The 17104-nt window shown below is 55.2% G+C and carries 13 protein-coding genes, 2 tRNA genes and 1 pseudogene; 13 read left to right on the top strand and 3 right to left on the bottom strand.

The window, feature by feature from the left end; translation table 11 throughout:
- The first annotated feature begins 25 nt into the window (after positions 1-25).
- From ACTVJH_RS06065 to ACTVJH_RS06030, 8 genes and pseudogenes are all read left to right on the top strand, one after another.
- Positions 26-544: a type 1 glutamine amidotransferase domain-containing protein gene (locus ACTVJH_RS06065; RefSeq protein ID WP_455988505.1), complete on the top strand. Its 519-nt coding sequence runs from the start codon at positions 26-28 to the stop codon at positions 542-544.
- A 259-nt stretch (positions 545-803) separates the two neighbouring features.
- A pseudogene (locus tag ACTVJH_RS06060) lies at positions 804-920 on the top strand (desulfoferrodoxin FeS4 iron-binding domain-containing protein); the annotation flags it as partial.
- 308 nt (positions 921-1228) lie between these two features.
- Positions 1229-3022, top strand: coding sequence for an acetate--CoA ligase (gene acsA, locus ACTVJH_RS06055; RefSeq protein WP_455988503.1), 1794 nt, complete (start codon positions 1229-1231; stop codon positions 3020-3022).
- 127 nt (positions 3023-3149) lie between these two features.
- Positions 3150-4157, top strand: coding sequence for a pyruvate dehydrogenase (acetyl-transferring) E1 component subunit alpha (pdhA, locus tag ACTVJH_RS06050; RefSeq protein ID WP_455988501.1), 1008 nt, complete (start codon positions 3150-3152; stop codon positions 4155-4157).
- Entirely contained in the window at positions 4154-5143 is a 990-nt protein-coding gene (locus ACTVJH_RS06045; RefSeq protein WP_455988499.1) for an alpha-ketoacid dehydrogenase subunit beta, read from the top strand. Before pdhA ends, ACTVJH_RS06045 begins: the two co-directional genes overlap by 4 nt.
- The gene (locus ACTVJH_RS06040; protein WP_455988497.1) at positions 5143-6363 is read left to right on the top strand and encodes a dihydrolipoamide acetyltransferase family protein; all 1221 of its coding nucleotides are present in this window, start codon (positions 5143-5145) and stop codon (positions 6361-6363) included. Before ACTVJH_RS06045 ends, ACTVJH_RS06040 begins: the two co-directional genes overlap by 1 nt.
- Positions 6364-6391: 28 nt before the next feature.
- Positions 6392-6634 carry an acyl carrier protein gene (locus tag ACTVJH_RS06035; RefSeq protein WP_455988495.1) on the top strand — a complete coding sequence of 81 codons (243 nt, stop codon included), beginning with the start codon at positions 6392-6394 and terminating at the stop codon, positions 6632-6634.
- A gap of 646 nt (positions 6635-7280) precedes the next feature.
- The gene (locus ACTVJH_RS06030; protein WP_455988493.1) at positions 7281-9203 is read left to right on the top strand and encodes a sensor domain-containing diguanylate cyclase/phosphohydrolase; all 1923 of its coding nucleotides are present in this window, start codon (positions 7281-7283) and stop codon (positions 9201-9203) included.
- A 228-nt stretch (positions 9204-9431) separates the two neighbouring features.
- On the opposite strand, the gene ACTVJH_RS06025 is transcribed toward ACTVJH_RS06030, so the two are convergent.
- Positions 9432-9508: transfer RNA gene (locus ACTVJH_RS06025), tRNA-Arg, on the bottom strand.
- A gap of 173 nt (positions 9509-9681) precedes the next feature.
- Between ACTVJH_RS06025 and ACTVJH_RS06020 the strand changes: the two genes are divergently transcribed.
- The 5 genes from ACTVJH_RS06020 (at position 9682) to ACTVJH_RS06000 (ending at position 14395) form a co-directional block, all read left to right on the top strand.
- Positions 9682-11142: an adenylate/guanylate cyclase domain-containing protein gene (locus tag ACTVJH_RS06020; RefSeq protein ID WP_455988491.1), complete on the top strand. Its 1461-nt coding sequence runs from the start codon at positions 9682-9684 to the stop codon at positions 11140-11142.
- Positions 11143-11274: 132 nt separating this feature from the next.
- On the top strand, positions 11275-11826 hold the full coding sequence (gene hslV / locus ACTVJH_RS06015; RefSeq protein WP_455988489.1) for an ATP-dependent protease subunit HslV: 552 nt from the start codon (positions 11275-11277) through the stop codon (positions 11824-11826).
- Between the two features lie 11 nt (positions 11827-11837).
- Positions 11838-13214 carry an ATP-dependent protease ATPase subunit HslU gene (gene hslU / locus ACTVJH_RS06010; protein WP_455988487.1) on the top strand — a complete coding sequence of 459 codons (1377 nt, stop codon included), beginning with the start codon at positions 11838-11840 and terminating at the stop codon, positions 13212-13214.
- Positions 13215-13338: 124 nt separating this feature from the next.
- Positions 13339-14220 (top strand): acetylglutamate kinase, encoded by an 882-nt coding sequence (argB, locus tag ACTVJH_RS06005; RefSeq protein WP_455988485.1) that lies wholly within the window; start codon positions 13339-13341, stop codon positions 14218-14220.
- 97 nt (positions 14221-14317) lie between these two features.
- Positions 14318-14395 (top strand) — tRNA-Arg (locus tag ACTVJH_RS06000).
- 83 nt (positions 14396-14478) lie between these two features.
- Here the strand turns inward: ACTVJH_RS06000 and trpB are convergent.
- Positions 14479-15687: a tryptophan synthase subunit beta gene (trpB, locus tag ACTVJH_RS05995; protein ID WP_455988483.1), complete on the bottom strand. Its 1209-nt coding sequence runs from the start codon at positions 15685-15687 to the stop codon at positions 14479-14481.
- A gap of 386 nt (positions 15688-16073) precedes the next feature.
- Entirely contained in the window at positions 16074-17006 is a 933-nt protein-coding gene (epsC, locus tag ACTVJH_RS05990; RefSeq protein ID WP_455988481.1) for a serine O-acetyltransferase EpsC, read from the bottom strand.
- Positions 17007-17104: the final 98 nt, after the last annotated feature.

Genomic DNA, 17104 nt, shown 5'->3' with positions numbered 1-17104 from the left:
GGGTTTGAAAACCCGGGAGGCAACCATGGAACTTACAGGAAAAAAGATCGTCATTCTGGTCGAGAACATGTATAATGAATTTGAATTCTGGTATCCCTACTACCGTTTGAAGGAAGCCGGAGCCGAGGTGATCATCGCTGGTTCCGGGAAATCCGGCTATACCGGGAAATACGGTATCCCGGCCCAGGCCGATGCCGTCGCCGGGGACGTGAAGATTCCGGATATTGACGGAGTGATTATTCCGGGCGGCTATGCCCCGGATATGATGCGCCGGCACCCCGCAATGGTTCAGCTGGTCAGGGAAACCTGTGAAGAGGGCAAAATGGTCGCGGCAATCTGCCACGCGGGCTGGATGCTCGCCTCGGCAGGAATTCTCAAGGGACGCAGGGTCACCTCATTTTTCGCCATTAAAGACGATCTCATCCATGCCGGTGCGGACTGGACAGATGCAGAGGTTGTACGAGACGGCAACCTGATCACCAGCCGAACACCGGACGATCTTCCCGCATTCATGCGAACGATCATCCAGGCACTGTCCGAGTAACCAACTAATGCGGCCAAGCCGCAGTTGTAAGTTTTAGGTTTTAAGTTTTAGGTTCAAGCGGTTAGAGAATTTTCTTGTTTTTTATGGCAGACTTTCACGAGTAAGATACTAAGCAAAGGCATACACAAAGCGTCCGACAAAATTTTCAAGGGTGTTCCCGTTGGCGCTACGGCTCCAAACGCACCGGTAAACTTGTTTTTATTTATAGAGTTGTTTAGCATAGAGTTTATATCAACCTTTTGAATAAAGGAGGAGCATCATGACCCAGGTTGGAGAAATCTACATATGTGAAATCTGCGGGAATGTCGTCGAGGTCAAGGAATCGGGCGCAGGAGAGCTGGTCTGCTGTGGCGAACCCATGAAGAAAAAGAAGGACTGATCACAGGGCGCAATGCGTCGCATAAGGATTTCGGATCCGGCCATCCAGGTTTGATTTTCCATCACGATCGGATCTGACACTCATCCGAGACTGTCAGGATTATAGCAAGTACAAAGGGGCTGCGCTTAAAAGCGCAGCCCCTTTGTGTTTGTAAGGATTCTTCTGTCCGTACCATGGGATCCTGAACGATTGCGTGCCCAGTGCCGCTATCAGGTACATCTCTTGCTGCATCCGGGTCAGGGTGGCCGTGTTTCCGGTTTTTTCGGACGGACACCATGATTTGAACACCTCATCCCGGAATTCCCATGTCATCCCCAATCATCCACAAACACATCGACGGGTTCGCGGTCCAGCCCAATCTCTCGGATTACGATCTCTGCCGTACGTCCTTTTCCTGGGAAACAATCCGCTCACGACTCGACGGCCTTCCCGACCGGGCGGGACTGAACATCGCCCATGAGGCAGTCACCCGCCATGCCATGGGGCCGCATGGTGATCATGTCGCCCTGCGCTTCATCGCCAGAAACCGGGATATCAGCGAATACACCTATAAAGACCTGGACAGGGAATCCAACCGTTTTGCCAATGTGCTCAAACGGCTGGCCGTAGAGCCCGGGGACCGGGTCTTTCTTCTGGCCGGTCGCATCCCGGAGCTGTACATCGCCGCCCTGGGAACCCTGAAGATGAAAGGGGTGGTCTGCCCCCTGTTCGCCGCCTTTGGACCCGAACCCATCTTCCAGAGGCTGCACCGGGGAGACGCCAGGATTCTGGTGACCACCAGGGGGCTGTATGAATCCAAGGTGGCCGCACTGATGGATCGTCTGCCTCGTCTCGAGCATATTCTTCTGGTGGATGCGGACGACTATCCCGACCGGGGCGTCTGCTCCCTGCCCGGACTCATGAACGAGGCCGGTGATATATTCTCCATCCCCCCTACCGATCCCGAAGACCGGGCACTTCTGCATTTCACCAGCGGGACCACGGGCATGCCCAAGGGAGCGGTCCACGTGCACGAGGCCGTGCTCACCCACTACATAACGGGAAAATACGTGCTGGATTTCCATCCCGAGGACATCTTCTGGTGCACGGCCGATCCGGGCTGGGTCACGGGCACCTCCTACGGGATCATCGCCCCCCTGGTCCACGGAGTCACCAGCATCATCGACGAAGGGGAGTTCGACGCAGCACGCTGGTACACACTTCTGGAAGAACATCAGGTCACGATCTGGTACACCGCACCCACGGCCATCCGCCGGCTGATGCGCACGAACCTGAATCCCAGGGAGGAGTTCGATCTGAGCGCCCTGCGGCTCATCCACAGCGTGGGCGAACCCCTCAATCCCGAGGCGATCTGGTGGGGCAGGGAACACCTGGGTCTGCCCATCCATGACAATTGGTGGCAGACCGAAACCGGGGGGATCATGATCGCCAACTATCCGTGCATGGACATCCGGCCCGGTTCCATGGGCAAGCCCCTGCCCGGGATCGACGCGGCCATTGTCCGGACCCTGCCGGACGGCGGGGTCGAGAAAATCGATCTTCCCGGGGTCCAGGGCAACCTGGCCCTTCGGCCCGGCTGGCCGTCCATGTTCAGGGAATATCTGCACGAAGAGGAACGTTATGCCCGATGCTTTGCCCATGGCTGGTATCTCACGGGCGATCTCGCCTCCAGGGATGCGGACGGCTATTTCTGGTTCGTGGGCAGGGGGGATGACATCATCAAGACCTCAGGGCACATGGTCGGACCCTTTGAGGTTGAAAGTGTGCTCATGGAGCACCCTGCCGTGGCCGAGGCCGCAGTGATCGGCATCCCTGATCCCCTGATCGGCGAACGCGTCAAGGGCTTCGTGGCCCTGCAGCCAGGCGTGGAAGCGTCGGACGCCCTGCCCCTGGAATTGATCGGATTTGCCCGCAAAAGACTGGGCCCGGGCGTCGCGCCCAAGGAAATCGTCATAGTCGACGATCTCCCCAGGACCCGGAGCGGAAAGATCATGCGCAGACTGCTCAAGGCCAGGGAACTGGGTCTGGACGAAGGAGACACCTCGACCCTGGAACAGGAACCCCAATCCGGGAGCGCGGGCGTCCCGCCCGCTTCTTGACTGTCAGGTCGGAACGGAACTCGGGAAATAACCGGGTACATGCGGGCGGGACGCCCGCGCTCCCGGAAGAAGGATGCTTTGGGCTCTCAAACTTCGTATTCGAACCGGGTCTGATTCAGGAGATGATATGACCAACGAACGACCACTCAAAAAATCATCGCGCGAACCGACCCGGGAACACGGGCTGCACCTGCTCACCCGGATGATGCGCATCCGCCGTTTCGAGGAAAAGGCGGCCGAATTGTACACCCGACAGAAAATACGCGGGTTTCTGCACCTGTACATCGGGGAAGAAGCCGTTGCCGTGGGGGTATCCGAGGTTCTCGGCCCCGAAGATCCCGTGGTCGGCACGTATAGGGAACACGGACACGCCCTGGTCCGGGGCATAGCAGCCGGATCGATCATGGCCGAAATGTACGGCAAGCAGGAAGGGTGCAGTCGCGGACGGGGCGGTTCCATGCATCTGTTTGACAAAAAGGCCCTGTTCTACGGGGGCAATGCCATTGTCGGCGGGGGTCTCCCTCTGGCCGTGGGCCTGGGACTGGCCGAAAAGATGCGCTCCACCACAAACATAGTGGCCTGCTTTTTCGGCGAGGGGGCCATGGCCGAGGGGGAATTTCACGAATCCATGAATCTGGCCGTACTCTGGGAACTCCCGATCCTCTTTGTATGCGAGAACAATCTCTATGCCATGGGCACGGCACTGGACCTCTCGGAATCCGAGACCGATCTGACGAAAAAGGCTGCCGTGTACGGACTCACCGCCCGTGCCGTTGACGGCATGGACGTCCTGGCTGTGGAAGAGGCCGCCCGGCAGGCAGCAAAACATGTTCGAACAACAAACAGGCCCGGTTTCCTGGAATGCCGGACCTACCGTTTCCGGGCCCATTCCATGTTCGATCCCGAGCTCTACCGGAGCAAGGCCGAAGTCGAGGAATGGAAGAAGCGGTGTCCCATCGACGGGCTCAGATCACATCTTCTGGACACGGGACTGATCGCCGACAACGATCTCGAGGCCATGGAGAAAGCGGTGGATGAGGAGATCCGGGAGGCCGTAACCTTTGCCGAAAACGGAACCTGGGAGCCGGTGAGCGATTTGACCCGATTCGTGCTTTCAGAAGGGAGGACCCCATGAACAGCGCGCACACACGGACCATGACCTACAGGGAAGCCGTCCGCGAGGCCATTTGCGAGGCCATGCACCGGGACGACCGGGTTTTTCTCATGGGCGAGGACGTGGGCAGATACGGGGGATGTTTTGCCGTGAGCAAGGGACTTCTCAAGGAGTTCGGACCCGAGCGGATCAGGGACACCCCCCTTTCGGAATCCGGATTCACCGGCGCGGGCATCGGGGCGGCCCTGGGCGGGATGCGTCCCATCGTGGAGATCATGACCTGCAATTTCAGCATGCTGGCCCTGGACCAGATCATGAATACGGCCGCCACGTTTCTGCACATGTCCGGGGGACAGTTCAACGTTCCCCTGGTCATCCGCATGTCCACGGGAGGCGGCAACCAGCTCGCGGCCCAGCATTCCCACAGTCTGGAGGGATGGTACGCCCATATCCCCGGCATCCGGGTGCTTGCTCCGGCCACGGTGGAAGACGCCCGCTTCATGCTCGGGGGTGCCCTGGACGACCCCGATCCCGTGCTCATTTTCGAACATGTGGGCCTGCTGAACAGGGAGGGAGAAGTGCCCGAAAACCCGGAACCCGCGGACATCCATTCGGCCAAAGTTCGCCGGCCCGGTCACGACCTGAGCCTGATCACCTACGGGGGCTCTTTGTTCAAATGTCTGGAGGCAGCCGACATCCTGGCCCGACAGAACATCCGGGCCGAGGTCGTTGATCTGCGTTCCCTGCGTCCTCTGGACGAAACAACCCTTCTGGATTCCGTGCGCACCACCCACCGGGCGATCATCGTTGACGAGGGATGGCGCAGCGGTTCCCTGTCCGCAGAAATCTCCGCCCGGATCATGGAACATGCCTTCTATGACCTGGACGCGCCCGTGCAACGGGTCTGCACGGCCGAGGTTCCCATTCCCTATGCCGGTCATCTGGAAAAGGCGGCCCTGCCGCAGGTGGAGGAGATCGTGCAGCAGGCCGTAAGGATGGTGGGCTGATGGGAGCCTTTACCATGCCCACTCTCGGGGCGGACATGACCGAGGGAACCCTGGTGGAATGGCTGGTCGAAGAAGGGACCGAGGTCCGTCGGGGCGATGTGGTGGCCGAGGTGGAGACCGGCAAGGGGGTCATTGCCATCGAGGTCTATGAAGACGGGACCCTGGAGGATTTCCGGGTCCACCCCGGCGAGACCGTTGCCGTGGGCACGGCTCTGGCCGAAATCCGGACCGGGCAGCCCGCCGCCACGACCAGCGGATCATCCCGACCCGACAGAGAGCCTCCCGAAAAATCGCCGGATGCTCATGAAACGGTTCAAAAACCGCCGGGTGCCGAGACGACAACCGTCCCGCAATCTTCCCACCTGCACATATCCCCCCTGGCCCGATCGCGGGCAGAACAATGGGAAATCGATCCCGCATCCGTGCAGGGAACAGGACCCGATGGCGCCATCACCCTGGCGGATATCGAAGGGGCACGGACACGGCAGGAGACACCCCTCAAGCAGGCGAAACAACCCGCACCCGGGAACGGAAACGCGAAGGGCGACGTGGGAGCCAGGCAGGCCATGCGCCAGGCCATTGCCCGGGCCACCAGCCTGTCCAACCGGGAGATCCCCCACTATTTCGTCAGGACGTCCATCGACATGCACGCCACCCTGACCTGGCTGGAGAAATACAATCAGGACCACACGATCGCCGAGCGGGTACTTCCCGTCGTGCCCCTGCTCAAGGGTGTGGCCCTGGCCCTGTGCGCGGTTCCGGACCTGAATGGCTTTTATAGAGATGACCGGGCCGAGACGAGCACGAACATCCATCTGGGATTCGCGATTTCCCTGCGCGGCGGCGGACTGATCGCCCCGTGCATCCACGATGTGGATAAAAAATCCCTGCACGGGCTCATGCAGAACCTCCACGATCTGATCACCCGAACCCGGGCCGGACGGCTGCGCGAATCGGAACTGCGCGATGCCACCCTGACCGTGACCAGTCTCGGGGATCTGGGCGTGGAGACGGTCTATGGAGTGATCTACCCGCCCCAGCTGGCCCTGGTCGGATTCGGCAGGATCAGTGACCGCCCCTGGGCGGAAAAGGGCATGCTCACGGTCAGGCCCGTGGTCGAGGCCACCCTTTCAGGGGATCACCGGGCCACGGACGGCCGTACCGGAGCCCGGTTTCTGGAAACCCTGAACCGCCTGCTCCAAAAGCCGGACAGCCTGTGAGCAGCAACATCACCATGTCGAGGAACCCATGAAACGCGCCGACATTGTCACCTCCATCAGGGAAATTCTGGCGACCATCGCCCCGGAACAGGACCTGACCGCTCTGCCCATGGATGCCGACATCCAGCAGACCCTGGAAATCGATTCCTACGACTTCCTGAACCTGATGATCCGGATCAGCAAACAATTTGGCTGCGACATCCCTGAAGAGCGGTACGGCACCCTGGGGACCCTGGAAAGGCTTGCGGATTTTCTGGACAATCAGAAATAACAGACTAATGCGGCCAAGCCGCAGTTTTAGGTTTTAGGTTTTAAGTTCAAGCGGTTATAAAATTTTCTTGTTTTTTATGGCAGACTTTCGCGAGTAAGGTACTAAAGCACCCTGAAAAAAAAGTACCCTCGGCCGGATTCGGCCGAGGATACTTTTTTTTTCAGGGATGAAATTTTATTTTCTCTTTTTTGGCATCGTTTGATGGTAGGGTTTTTGAAAAAACAGGTAGGGTTTCCCCAGCAGTCTTCAAAAAATTTTCGCGCCTGTTTCGAAATCTCTCAGGTCAGACAGGAACTGCATCTCAAAATTCAAACAGGTATTTCAAAATATTACGCTCACGCCTTCAAAAGGCATGTGCTTTTGAACGATTCACCGGCTGCATTTCTCTGCCCCTGTTCCGGAATAAATGATGGTAGGGTCTCATGGTAGGGTTTTTAAAAAAATGCCGTAGGTTCGAACCTGTTAACAACATTGTTGAGATGTGATACGTGTCCATACAAATTTTTCATAGTGTCAGATGCGGTTCTCCGAATGATTGACAGCGGATTTAGATTTAAGAAATCGTTGTCCACAACCTACTCAGCCAGCAGACGACAGGCGTGTTCCACCACCCTGTAAGTCATTGTGTTTCAAGGACCCCTTTGAAATGGTAACTTTTGAACTTCAAAAAAAATTCCTGGAAAGCAGAAAGACTGTGTCGTCCGGGTCGTCTGTTCCACCTATCTCCTTTGCCCCGGACCCCCTGAACCTGGTGACGAATCCCTGTGAGAACTTTTTTCAAAGTATTTTTGAAAACGCGACCTACGGCATGTTTCAAAGCACCCCGGACGGCAGATTCCTCCAGGTCAACCCGGCCTTTGCCCGGATTCTCGGCTACGACAGTCCCCAGCAACTCCTCGCCGCAATTGACAATATCGAGAATCAGTTTTTCCTCAAGCCGGAGGACAGAAAAATCTTCACACAGATTCTCGCAGAGCAGGGACGCATCGACAACTACGAATATCTGGCCCGGCGCAGGGACGGCAGTATCTCCTGGCTGACGGAGAGTGCCTGGGCGTGTACGGATGGCAGCGGTCAAATCACGCACTATGAAGGCATCCTGTGGGATATTTCCAGACAGAAACGTATCGAGGCCCGGCTGGAAACCGCGCTTGAACGTCTGGACATGGCCATGCAGGCCGCTGAACTCGGATTCTGGAACTGGTATGTCCAGACCGGTGAGATGACGGTCAATGGAAAATGGGCCCAGATCCTGGGATACGCTCTCGAGGAAATAGGACCGGTCAGCGTTTCAACCTGGGAACACTTATGCCATCCCGAGGACAAAAAATACGTATTTACCCTCCTGGAAGACTATTTTCACAGGGGCCACGAACAGTTCCAGGTCGAATACCGGATGAAACACAAAGACGGTTCATGGATCTGGGTGGCTGCCAGGGGGAAAATCGTCGCTTACGACAATGAAGGCAATCCTGTCCGCATAACGGGAACTGTTTCCGATATCAGCATACGCAGGGAGCGGGAATCACAACTGCGCTACTTGAGTTTTCACGATCAGCTGACCGGGTTGTACAACCGGACCTATTTTGAAAACGAGATGATCCGACTGCAGAAAAGCCGTGACTTTCCCATCAGCATCATCTGCTGTGACGTAGACGGTCTCAAACTGATCAACGATACCCTGGGCCATCATCACGGAGATCTCCTGTTGCAGACCTGCGCCCAGACGCTGCAGGCATGCTTTCGGGATTCAGATATCCTCACCCGGATCGGAGGGGATGAATTTGTCGCCCTCTTGCCGCGAACCGGACCCGAGGACGGCAGGGCCATTGTAGAAAGAATCAACAGAGCGGCTGCCGAACACAGGGCCGGCCATCCCGAACAGCCCCCCGTGCATATTTCCCTGGGCCTGGGAACCGCTATGGATGCCAATGCTTTTCTGGAGGAAACGTTCAAACAGGCGGACGACCAGATGTACCACAACAAGCTGGGGAGCAAGGAGGGAATCAGATCCAGGCTGGTCACCTATTTCATGGATCAGCTGAACCATCTGCACGCACTTTCCCAAAAACGGATCCAGTGGATCGAGGCCATCTGCACAGATATGGGCCGCAAGGCGGGTCTGACCTCCTATCAGATCTCCAGACTCATTATGCTGGTCCGGGTGCATGACCTGGGCATGATCTCAGCCCCGGAGCATATCGTCCGTTCCAGCCCGAACCAGACGCTTTCAAAAGAGGATCAGGACATCCTGCGCCACCATACCTACAAGGGTCAGAGCATAGCCCTGACCTGCAAGGATCTTGAAGATGTGGCCGACCTCATTTTTCTCCATCACGAACAATGGGACGGCAGAGGGTATCCCCTGGGCCTGTCCGGAAAGGATATCCCCATTGAATGCCGGATCATGGACATCGTGAAATCCTTCGACGCCCTGGTCAATCCCCATCTCAAAGGAAGTGCCCTCTCCGAAAGCGAGGCCCTGGAAGAGATCAAAAATGCCTCGGGTTCGCGGTTCGACCCTTGTCTCGTGCAACTCTTTCTGCAAACCGTCTCATCCCGAAAATAAAATACCATGTTCAATGGGTTCAACCAGCAAAAGGGGGTACAGCTTCATGGCTGTACCCCCTTTTGCTGGTGGGCTGGAATGTATGTGCCTGGAGGCAGATGCCTTCGTAACAGGTGACCGCTTACCCCCGGGATGAAAATGGCTGAAATTGAGGGAAACAGGACCCGGAGCTCCACCCGAAAAGAAAAAGGACCTACAGAAAAAAAATCTGTAAGTCCTTGTTTTCTTTGGTGCGCCCGGCAGGATTCGAACCTACGACCCTCTGATTCGTAGTCAGATACTCTATCCAGCTGAGCTACGGGCGCGACAGGAAGAGGTAAGTAGGAGGGAGTTCGCGTTTAGTCAAGAAAAAAAATAAAAAATTGTTTTTTTTTCTGTGATGACATTGAATGTTTTACATTTTGTGATGCATGGTTGGATGACTTTTTTTGAGCGGGCAAGGATCGATGCTCATTCATTTCTGAAAGAGAGTTGCGGCATGAAATTGCGAACAAAACTTTTTTTGGGAATTTTCGGAATCGCTTTTCTGGTTTCAGGGGCGACAGGCTCCTATTTTTATACACAGTCATGTGATGCGGTCATGCATACGCTTCAACAGGAACTCATGAGTACAGCACGTTCCGCAGCCCGGCTCATAAAGGGAAACGATCTCGACAGTCTGATCGTTCCTGAACAGGCGAAATCACAACCCTACAAAGAAATACAGAAAGTTCTTCGGGCCGTAGTCGATTCCAATCCGGATTTTCTCTATGCATACACCATGCGTCTGACAAAAGGAGAGGTTCGCTTTGTGGTCGATTCCCCACCTGCTGACAACGATGGGGACGGAAAAATTTCGGACATGGAACTTCCTGAGGACATCGGCACCCTGTACCCGAATCCGGTTCCGAGTCTGATGCACGGATTTCTGCAGCCGAGTGCTGATGATCAACCCTATGAGGATAAATGGGGATGGACGCTCTCTGGGTACGCGCCGGTCCTGGATGATTCAGGACGGGGTGTCGGGCTTCTGGGAATCGATATGAGTATCACTCAAGTGGCTAAAAAACTGAAAAAAATCGAAAAGGCTGGAATTTTTTCTTTCGCTCTGACCACGCTTCTGGCCTGCATCCTGACATTTTTCTTCAGCCGCAAAGTGGTCAAACCGGTCAAGTCACTCCAGGATGCCTTTCACCGCGTGGCCGAAGGAGACTACAACGTTGTTCTTGAACCAGCGTCCAAGGATGAAATCGGGGATCTGGTCAACCGTTTCAACATCCTGGTCGGAGAACTCAAGGAAAAGGCCCTGATGAAGTCGAACTTCGGCAAGATCGTTCCCCCTGAAATCGTTGAGCGGATGCTCGCTTCGGATTTCACCCGGGGAAGCGAGGTTGTCAGTGTCACGGTTCTCTTCTGCGACCTCAGAGGATTTACCGCTATGAGTGAAAACCTGCCGCCCTCCATGCTCGTGGGCCTCTTAAACGAGTATTTCTCCGCCATGGTCAAAATCATTGAATCCCACGGCGGTATGGTTGATAAATTCATCGGCGACAAGGTCATGGCGGTGTTCGGCCATCCCGTTCCTCTTGCAAACGAACAGCAGGCAGCCCTGGATGCAGCCCGGGAAATGCTCGCGAAGTGTGATCAACTCAATAAAAAACTTTGTCTTACCGGTGACTTCAAACTGATCAACAGCATAGGTATCCATACCGGTCCCGCCCTGGCCGGAATCATTGGATCGCCTGATCGTTCCGAATACACGGTCATCGGAGACAGCGTCAATGTGGCGGCCCGGTTGGAAACAAAAACCCGGCAGCTTGCAACCCGGCTCGTACTCTCTCACGACGTAATCAAAGGGCTTGCCTCTCTTCCTCTTGACCTCATCCCCAAGGGAAAACAGCAGATTCGAGGTCGCCATGATTCCATTGAAATTCTAGCCCTGGAAGATATTCATCATTGACATTTGCGGCTTCGTGATAACAGATATCCCTTCGCATCTGCACACAATCTGCACGGGTTTTTTCGGAGCAGAATAGAGTTGAAACTTCACAATCTCATGGAGAGACGACCTAGATTCGACGGAGGAGAGATTTTGACACAAGCACTGCACGGAACAACAATTCTGGCGGTCCTGGACGAAAACGGTGTTGCCATGGCCGGTGATGGCCAGGTGACTCTTGGTCAGGCCATAGCCATGAAGCATGGAGCCAGAAAAGTTCGCAAGATGTACAAAGACCGGGTCATTGTTGGATTTGCCGGGGCCACTGCGGACGCCTTCACCCTTTTGGAACGTTTTGAGGCCAAGCTGGAAGAGTTCGCCGGCAATCTGGTTCGAGCCAGCGTGGAGCTTGCCAAAGACTGGAGAATGGACAAATATCTGCGGCGCCTGGAAGCCATGCTTCTGGTCGCAGATGCCGAGCATGTTCTCATCCTGACAGGTACAGGAGATGTTATCGAGCCCGATGACGGCGTTGTGGCCATTGGTTCGGGAGGACCCTATGCGTTGTCCGCTGCCCGAGCTCTGGTACGCAATACCGAATTTTCTGCAGAAGAAATCGTAACCAAAGCCATGGCCATTGCTGCCGAGCTGTGCGTCTTTACCAATGACAATATTATCGTCGAAGTGGCCCCTAAAAAGAAGTAATGAGGATGTTCATGAGCAGTACACTTACCCCACGAGAAATCGTTTCCGAACTTGATAAATTCATCATCGGCCAGAAAGAGGCCAAAAAGATGGTCGCCATAGCCCTCCGCAACCGCTGGCGGCGGCGTCAATTGTCAGATGAATTGCGCGACGAGGTCGTGCCCAAAAATATCATCATGATTGGACCCACCGGCGTGGGAAAAACGGAAATCGCCCGCAGGCTGGCCCGGCTGGCAGGATCGCCCTTCTTCAAGGTCGAGGCGACCAAGTTCACGGAAGTCGGCTATGTTGGTCGGGATGTGGAATCCATGATCCGTGATCTCATGGAGATCGGGATCACCATGGTCCGCAAGGAAGAGGCAGAAAAGGTCACGGTCAAGGCCGAGGCCAACGCCGAGGAACGACTTCTGGACCTCCTCCTTCCACGCAAGAAATCCACGCCTTCTCAGCCGACTTACGGAGCCGGACCTTCTGATTCGGAAGATGCCATTCCTCTGGATGCCGGCGAAGACTCCACCCGGGAAAAACTGCGAAAGCTCTGGCGTGACGGCAAATTGGACGAGCGCATGGTCGAAATCAACGTGACCACATCCGGCACCAATATCGAGGTCATGGCCATACCGGGCATGGAAGGCATGGAAATGCAGATGCAGGACATGTTCAGCCGGGTTTTTCCCAAAAAACGCAAGTCCAAAAAGGTCCGGGTCAAGGATGCCTATGACATTCTGATCCAGGAAGAGAGCGAAAAGCTCGTGGATATGGACAAGGTCACGGAAATTGCCAAGGAACGGGTCGAGGAATCCGGGATCGTTTTCATCGACGAGATCGACAAGATCTGTTCAGGAAGCCAGGCCACTTCCAAGGCGGATGTCTCCCGCGAAGGCGTTCAGCGGGATCTTCTGCCCATTGTCGAAGGATGTGTGGTCAATACCAAGTACGGCATGATCCGCACGGACCATATTCTGTTCATCGGCGCCGGGGCCTTTCACATGTCCAAACCCTCGGACCTTGTTCCCGAGCTTCAGGGCCGTTTCCCTCTGCGGGTGGAACTACGGGCCCTGACCAGAGAGGATTTTTATCGCATCCTGACAGAACCTCAGAATGCCCTGACCACCCAGTACATCGGTCTTTTGGCCACGGAACAGGTGGAAATCGAGTTCACGGACGAGGCGCTGCTCGAGCTGGCCGGATTTGCTCAGGAAATCAACGAGGAAACCGAAAACATCGGTGCCAGAAGGTTGTATACGATCATGGAAAAGATCCTCTCGGATCTCTCTTTTAATGCCCCGGACAGATCGGGTGAAAAGGTGCTCATCGATTCGGACTTTGTTCGCGAACAGCTCAAGGACGTCAAGGAAGACAGGGACTTGTCGCGATATATTCTCTGATGCGGCCAAGCCGCAGTTTTAGGTTTTAGGTTTTAGGTTTTAAGTTTTAAGTTCAAGCGGTTATAAAATTTTCTTGTTTTTTATAACAGAACATGCTGAGTAAGGTACTCAAAGGAGTGTCAGGGTGGAGCAGGATATTTTCAAGGCACGGGTCTTGTTGGAGGCCCTGCCCTACATCCGGGAGTTTTACGGGCAGACCGTTGTCATCAAGTATGGCGGTCACGCCATGAAGGACGAACAGCTGAAAAAAAGTTTCGCCCTGAACATCATCCTATTGAAATACATAGGTATCAATCCGGTCATTGTTCACGGCGGCGGCCCGCAGATCGGCAACATGCTCGATCAGCTCGGCATCACCTGCCAGTTCAAGCAAGGACTCCGGGTCACTGATCAGGCGACCATGGATGTTGTGGAGATGGTTCTGGTCGGCAAGGTGAACAAACAGATCGTCAATCTGATCAACCTGAACGGGGGGCGGGCTGTAGGAATCTCGGGAAAGGACGGGGAGACCATCCGGGCGAGAAAGCTGGAAATGGCCGTGGAACGAAAGGACGCCCCACCCGAGATCATCGATCTGGGCAAGGTCGGTGAAGTGGTCGATATCCAGACATCACTCATCCGCTCTCTGGAACGGGAAGGATTCATCCCGATCATCGCTCCGGTAGGCGTTGACGAATACGGCGAAACCTACAACATCAACGCCGATGCCGTGGCCTCCAGCGTGGCAGCTGCCCTGCAGGCCAAAAAACTTGTCCTGCTCACGGACGTACCTGGCATTCTGGATGGCACAAACCAGAGAATTTCCACCCTTGATCGACGAGAAGCTGCCAGGGCCCTAGATTCGGGCATCATAACCGGCGGGATGATCCCCAAGGTCAAATGCTGCATGGAGGCCGTGGAATCAGGGGTTGAAAAGGCCCATATCCTGGATGGACGCCTTGAAAATTCCATCATCCTGGAAATGTTCACCAAGGGTGGCATCGGGACCCAATTCGTGGCCGGATAACCAAAAATTCCATCCCCGCACAGAGGGTATTCTCGCCAATTTTCTTGACAGCAGGAACCCATACGTATAATCGGATCTCCTCATTTTTCGAGACCTTGCCCCCGTAGCTCAGGCGGATAGAGCACGGGATTCCTAATCCCGGTTAGCCCAAGTTCGAGTCTTGGCGGGGGCACCAGTAAAACCAAAGAGTCATCAACAGTTCAGACTGTTGATGACTCTTTTTTGTGCACGCATCCGTTCATACCATGTGGGAGCGGTCTATTCGGGTTTGGCGATGATGCCCTGGGCGAGCATCTCTTCGATCTGGGCCACGTCCTTGTCCCCCCTTCCGGAAAGATTGACCACGATGATCTGCTCCCTGCCCAGAGTGGGGGCGAGACGCATGGCGTGGGCAAGGGCGTGGGCGGATTCCAGGGCCGGGACGATCCCTTCGGTTCTGGAAAGAACGAAAAAGGCGTTCACCGCATCCTGATCACTGACCGTGAAATATTCGGCGCGGCCAAGATCTTTCAAAAAGCTGTGTTCTGGCCCGACGCTCGGATAATCCAATCCCGCAGCAATGGAATAAACCGGGCCGGGACCACCTGCATCGTCCTTGATCATATAGGAATTGAATCCGTGGAGCACGCCGGGCGTACCCGTTGTCAGACTGGCCGCATGATCCCCGAGGTTCAAGGAGCGTCCCGCGGGTTCCACCCCGTGGAGTCTGACCGATTCGTCACGGATGAATTCGGCGAACATGCCGATGGCATTGGACCCGCCGCCTACACAGGCAACCAGATAGTCGGGCAGCCGGTTTTCCTTTTCCAGGATCTGTTCCCGGGCCTCTTTGCTGATCACCGACTGGAAATACTTAACCATGGTCGGATAGGGATGCGGCCCAACTGCCGAGCCTAGAAGATAATAGCTGGAGTCGATATCCTCGACCCATGCCGCAATGGCCTCGTCAACCGCCTCTTTCAGCGTCTGCTGCCCGCTTTGGGCCGGAACGACCTTTGCTCCGAGCATCTCCATGCGAAAGACGTTCAGCCGTTGCCGCTTGATGTCCTCCGAGCCCATGTAGACGGTGCATTCCATGCCCATGAGCGCGGCCGTGGCCGAGGTGGCCACCCCGTGCTGTCCAGCACCGGTCTCGGCGATGATTTTTTTCTTGCCCATCCGCTTGGCCAGGAGGATCTGACCGATGGTGTTGTTGATCTTATGCGCACCCAGATGATTGAGGTCTTCGCGCTTGAGATAGATTTTGGCCCCGCCCAGGGCCCTTGTCAGATTTTCACAAAGATACAAAGGTGTTGGCCGACCCGAATAGTCCTTGAGATAGGACTCGAATTCCTTGATGAAAGCGGGATCATCCTTGCACGCGGAAAATGTCGCGGCCAGATCGTTTAAGATGTTTTTGATGGACTCGGGCAAAAATTGTCCGCCGTACTCGCCGAAAAACCCCTCTGTGGCAGGTGTGGACTGCATGGTTTCCTCCTTGGTCTGGGCGGTGCGGACTGCACATAAAAAACCGCGGTCAGTCTGCACTGCCGCGGTATTATTCTTTCGATGTACTGCCTTGATCTACGCCATACCGGATTGCCGCGGCCCTGTATTCCAGAGCCACCACCACGAAATGTTCAAAACTGTATGGGTAGTCGTTGCCTTGATCATGAAATTTGCCTGTCCGAGATTTATACGAATGTCAAGAAAAATGGCAACTATTCAGGTTAATGCGGCCAAACCGCAGTTTTAGGTTTTAAGTTTTACGTTCAGGCGGTTATAAAACTTTCTTGTTTTTTATGGCAGACTTTCACAAGTAAGGTACTAAAAAGTAGCTCCCTGAAGAGTCTGATACCCAAGGACAACGTTGATCAACAGCCACCCTCCTGCTCGCAGGTTGCATCCAGAGACAGGGACTGCCTGATCTGTGCACCAGCAGAAATATCACGGGTGATCCACACATTGCCTCCAATGGTAGCACCTTTACCCAGCCGGACCCGTCCCAGGATGGTCGCACCCGCATAGATGGTCACATCGTCCTCCACAATGGGATGCCTGGCCAGACCCTTGACCAGGGATCCGTCCTCCCCCTTGGGAAAACTTTTGGCCCCCAGGGTCACCCCTTGATAGATGCGGACATTTTTACCAATGATGCAGGTCTCGCCGATGACCGTTCCTGTTCCGTGATCAATGAAAAAATGCTCGCCAATGGACGCCCCTGGATGAATATCGATCCCGGTCAGGGAGTGGGCCATTTCCGAGATGATTCTGGGGATGATGGGCACACCGAGGTTGTAGAGCTCATGGGCGATACGGTGGTGGGTCAGAGCCCTGATGGAGGGATAGCAGAAGATGGTCTCACCCGGAGTTTTGGCTGCAGGATCCCCTACATAGGCGGCGTCCACATCCTCTGCCAGCAGATGACGGATTCGTGGCAGGGAGCGGATGAACTCCCAGGCAAGATCCCGGGACCGCACCTTGCATTGCGCGCACTCGGAATCGGAGGCGGATTCATTGCGGCAGACAAAGCATTCCCCCCGCAAAATCTGCTCTCCAAGCGTCGTGTGCACCCGATCCAGACTCGCTCCGATATAATAGGGCGTGGTCGCGTGGGAAATATCCGAAGGCCCGAAATAGCCGGGAAAAAGAACAGACCTGAGATCCTGAACAAGGTCTGCCAGCACATCCACCGACGGCATGGGGGCTTCCCCGTGTTCACGCAAGCAGGTTTTGCTGTCCGCATTTTGTTCACACAGGGCGTGGACTATGGCATCGAGAGTGGTCGGATTTTTTTCTTTGGTCATGCATTCCTTCCAGGCACAGCTTTGGGTGTTTGGAATAAAAAATGGTTTTTTTCAGTTTCAGTGGCTCTAATGAACTACTGCTTGGCGGTTTGCGTAAA

The organism is Desulfoplanes sp. PS50 (genome assembly GCF_053851535.1).
Note: the sequence above shows the minus strand (reverse complement) of the source record. Positions and strands in the feature narration are given on the sequence as shown.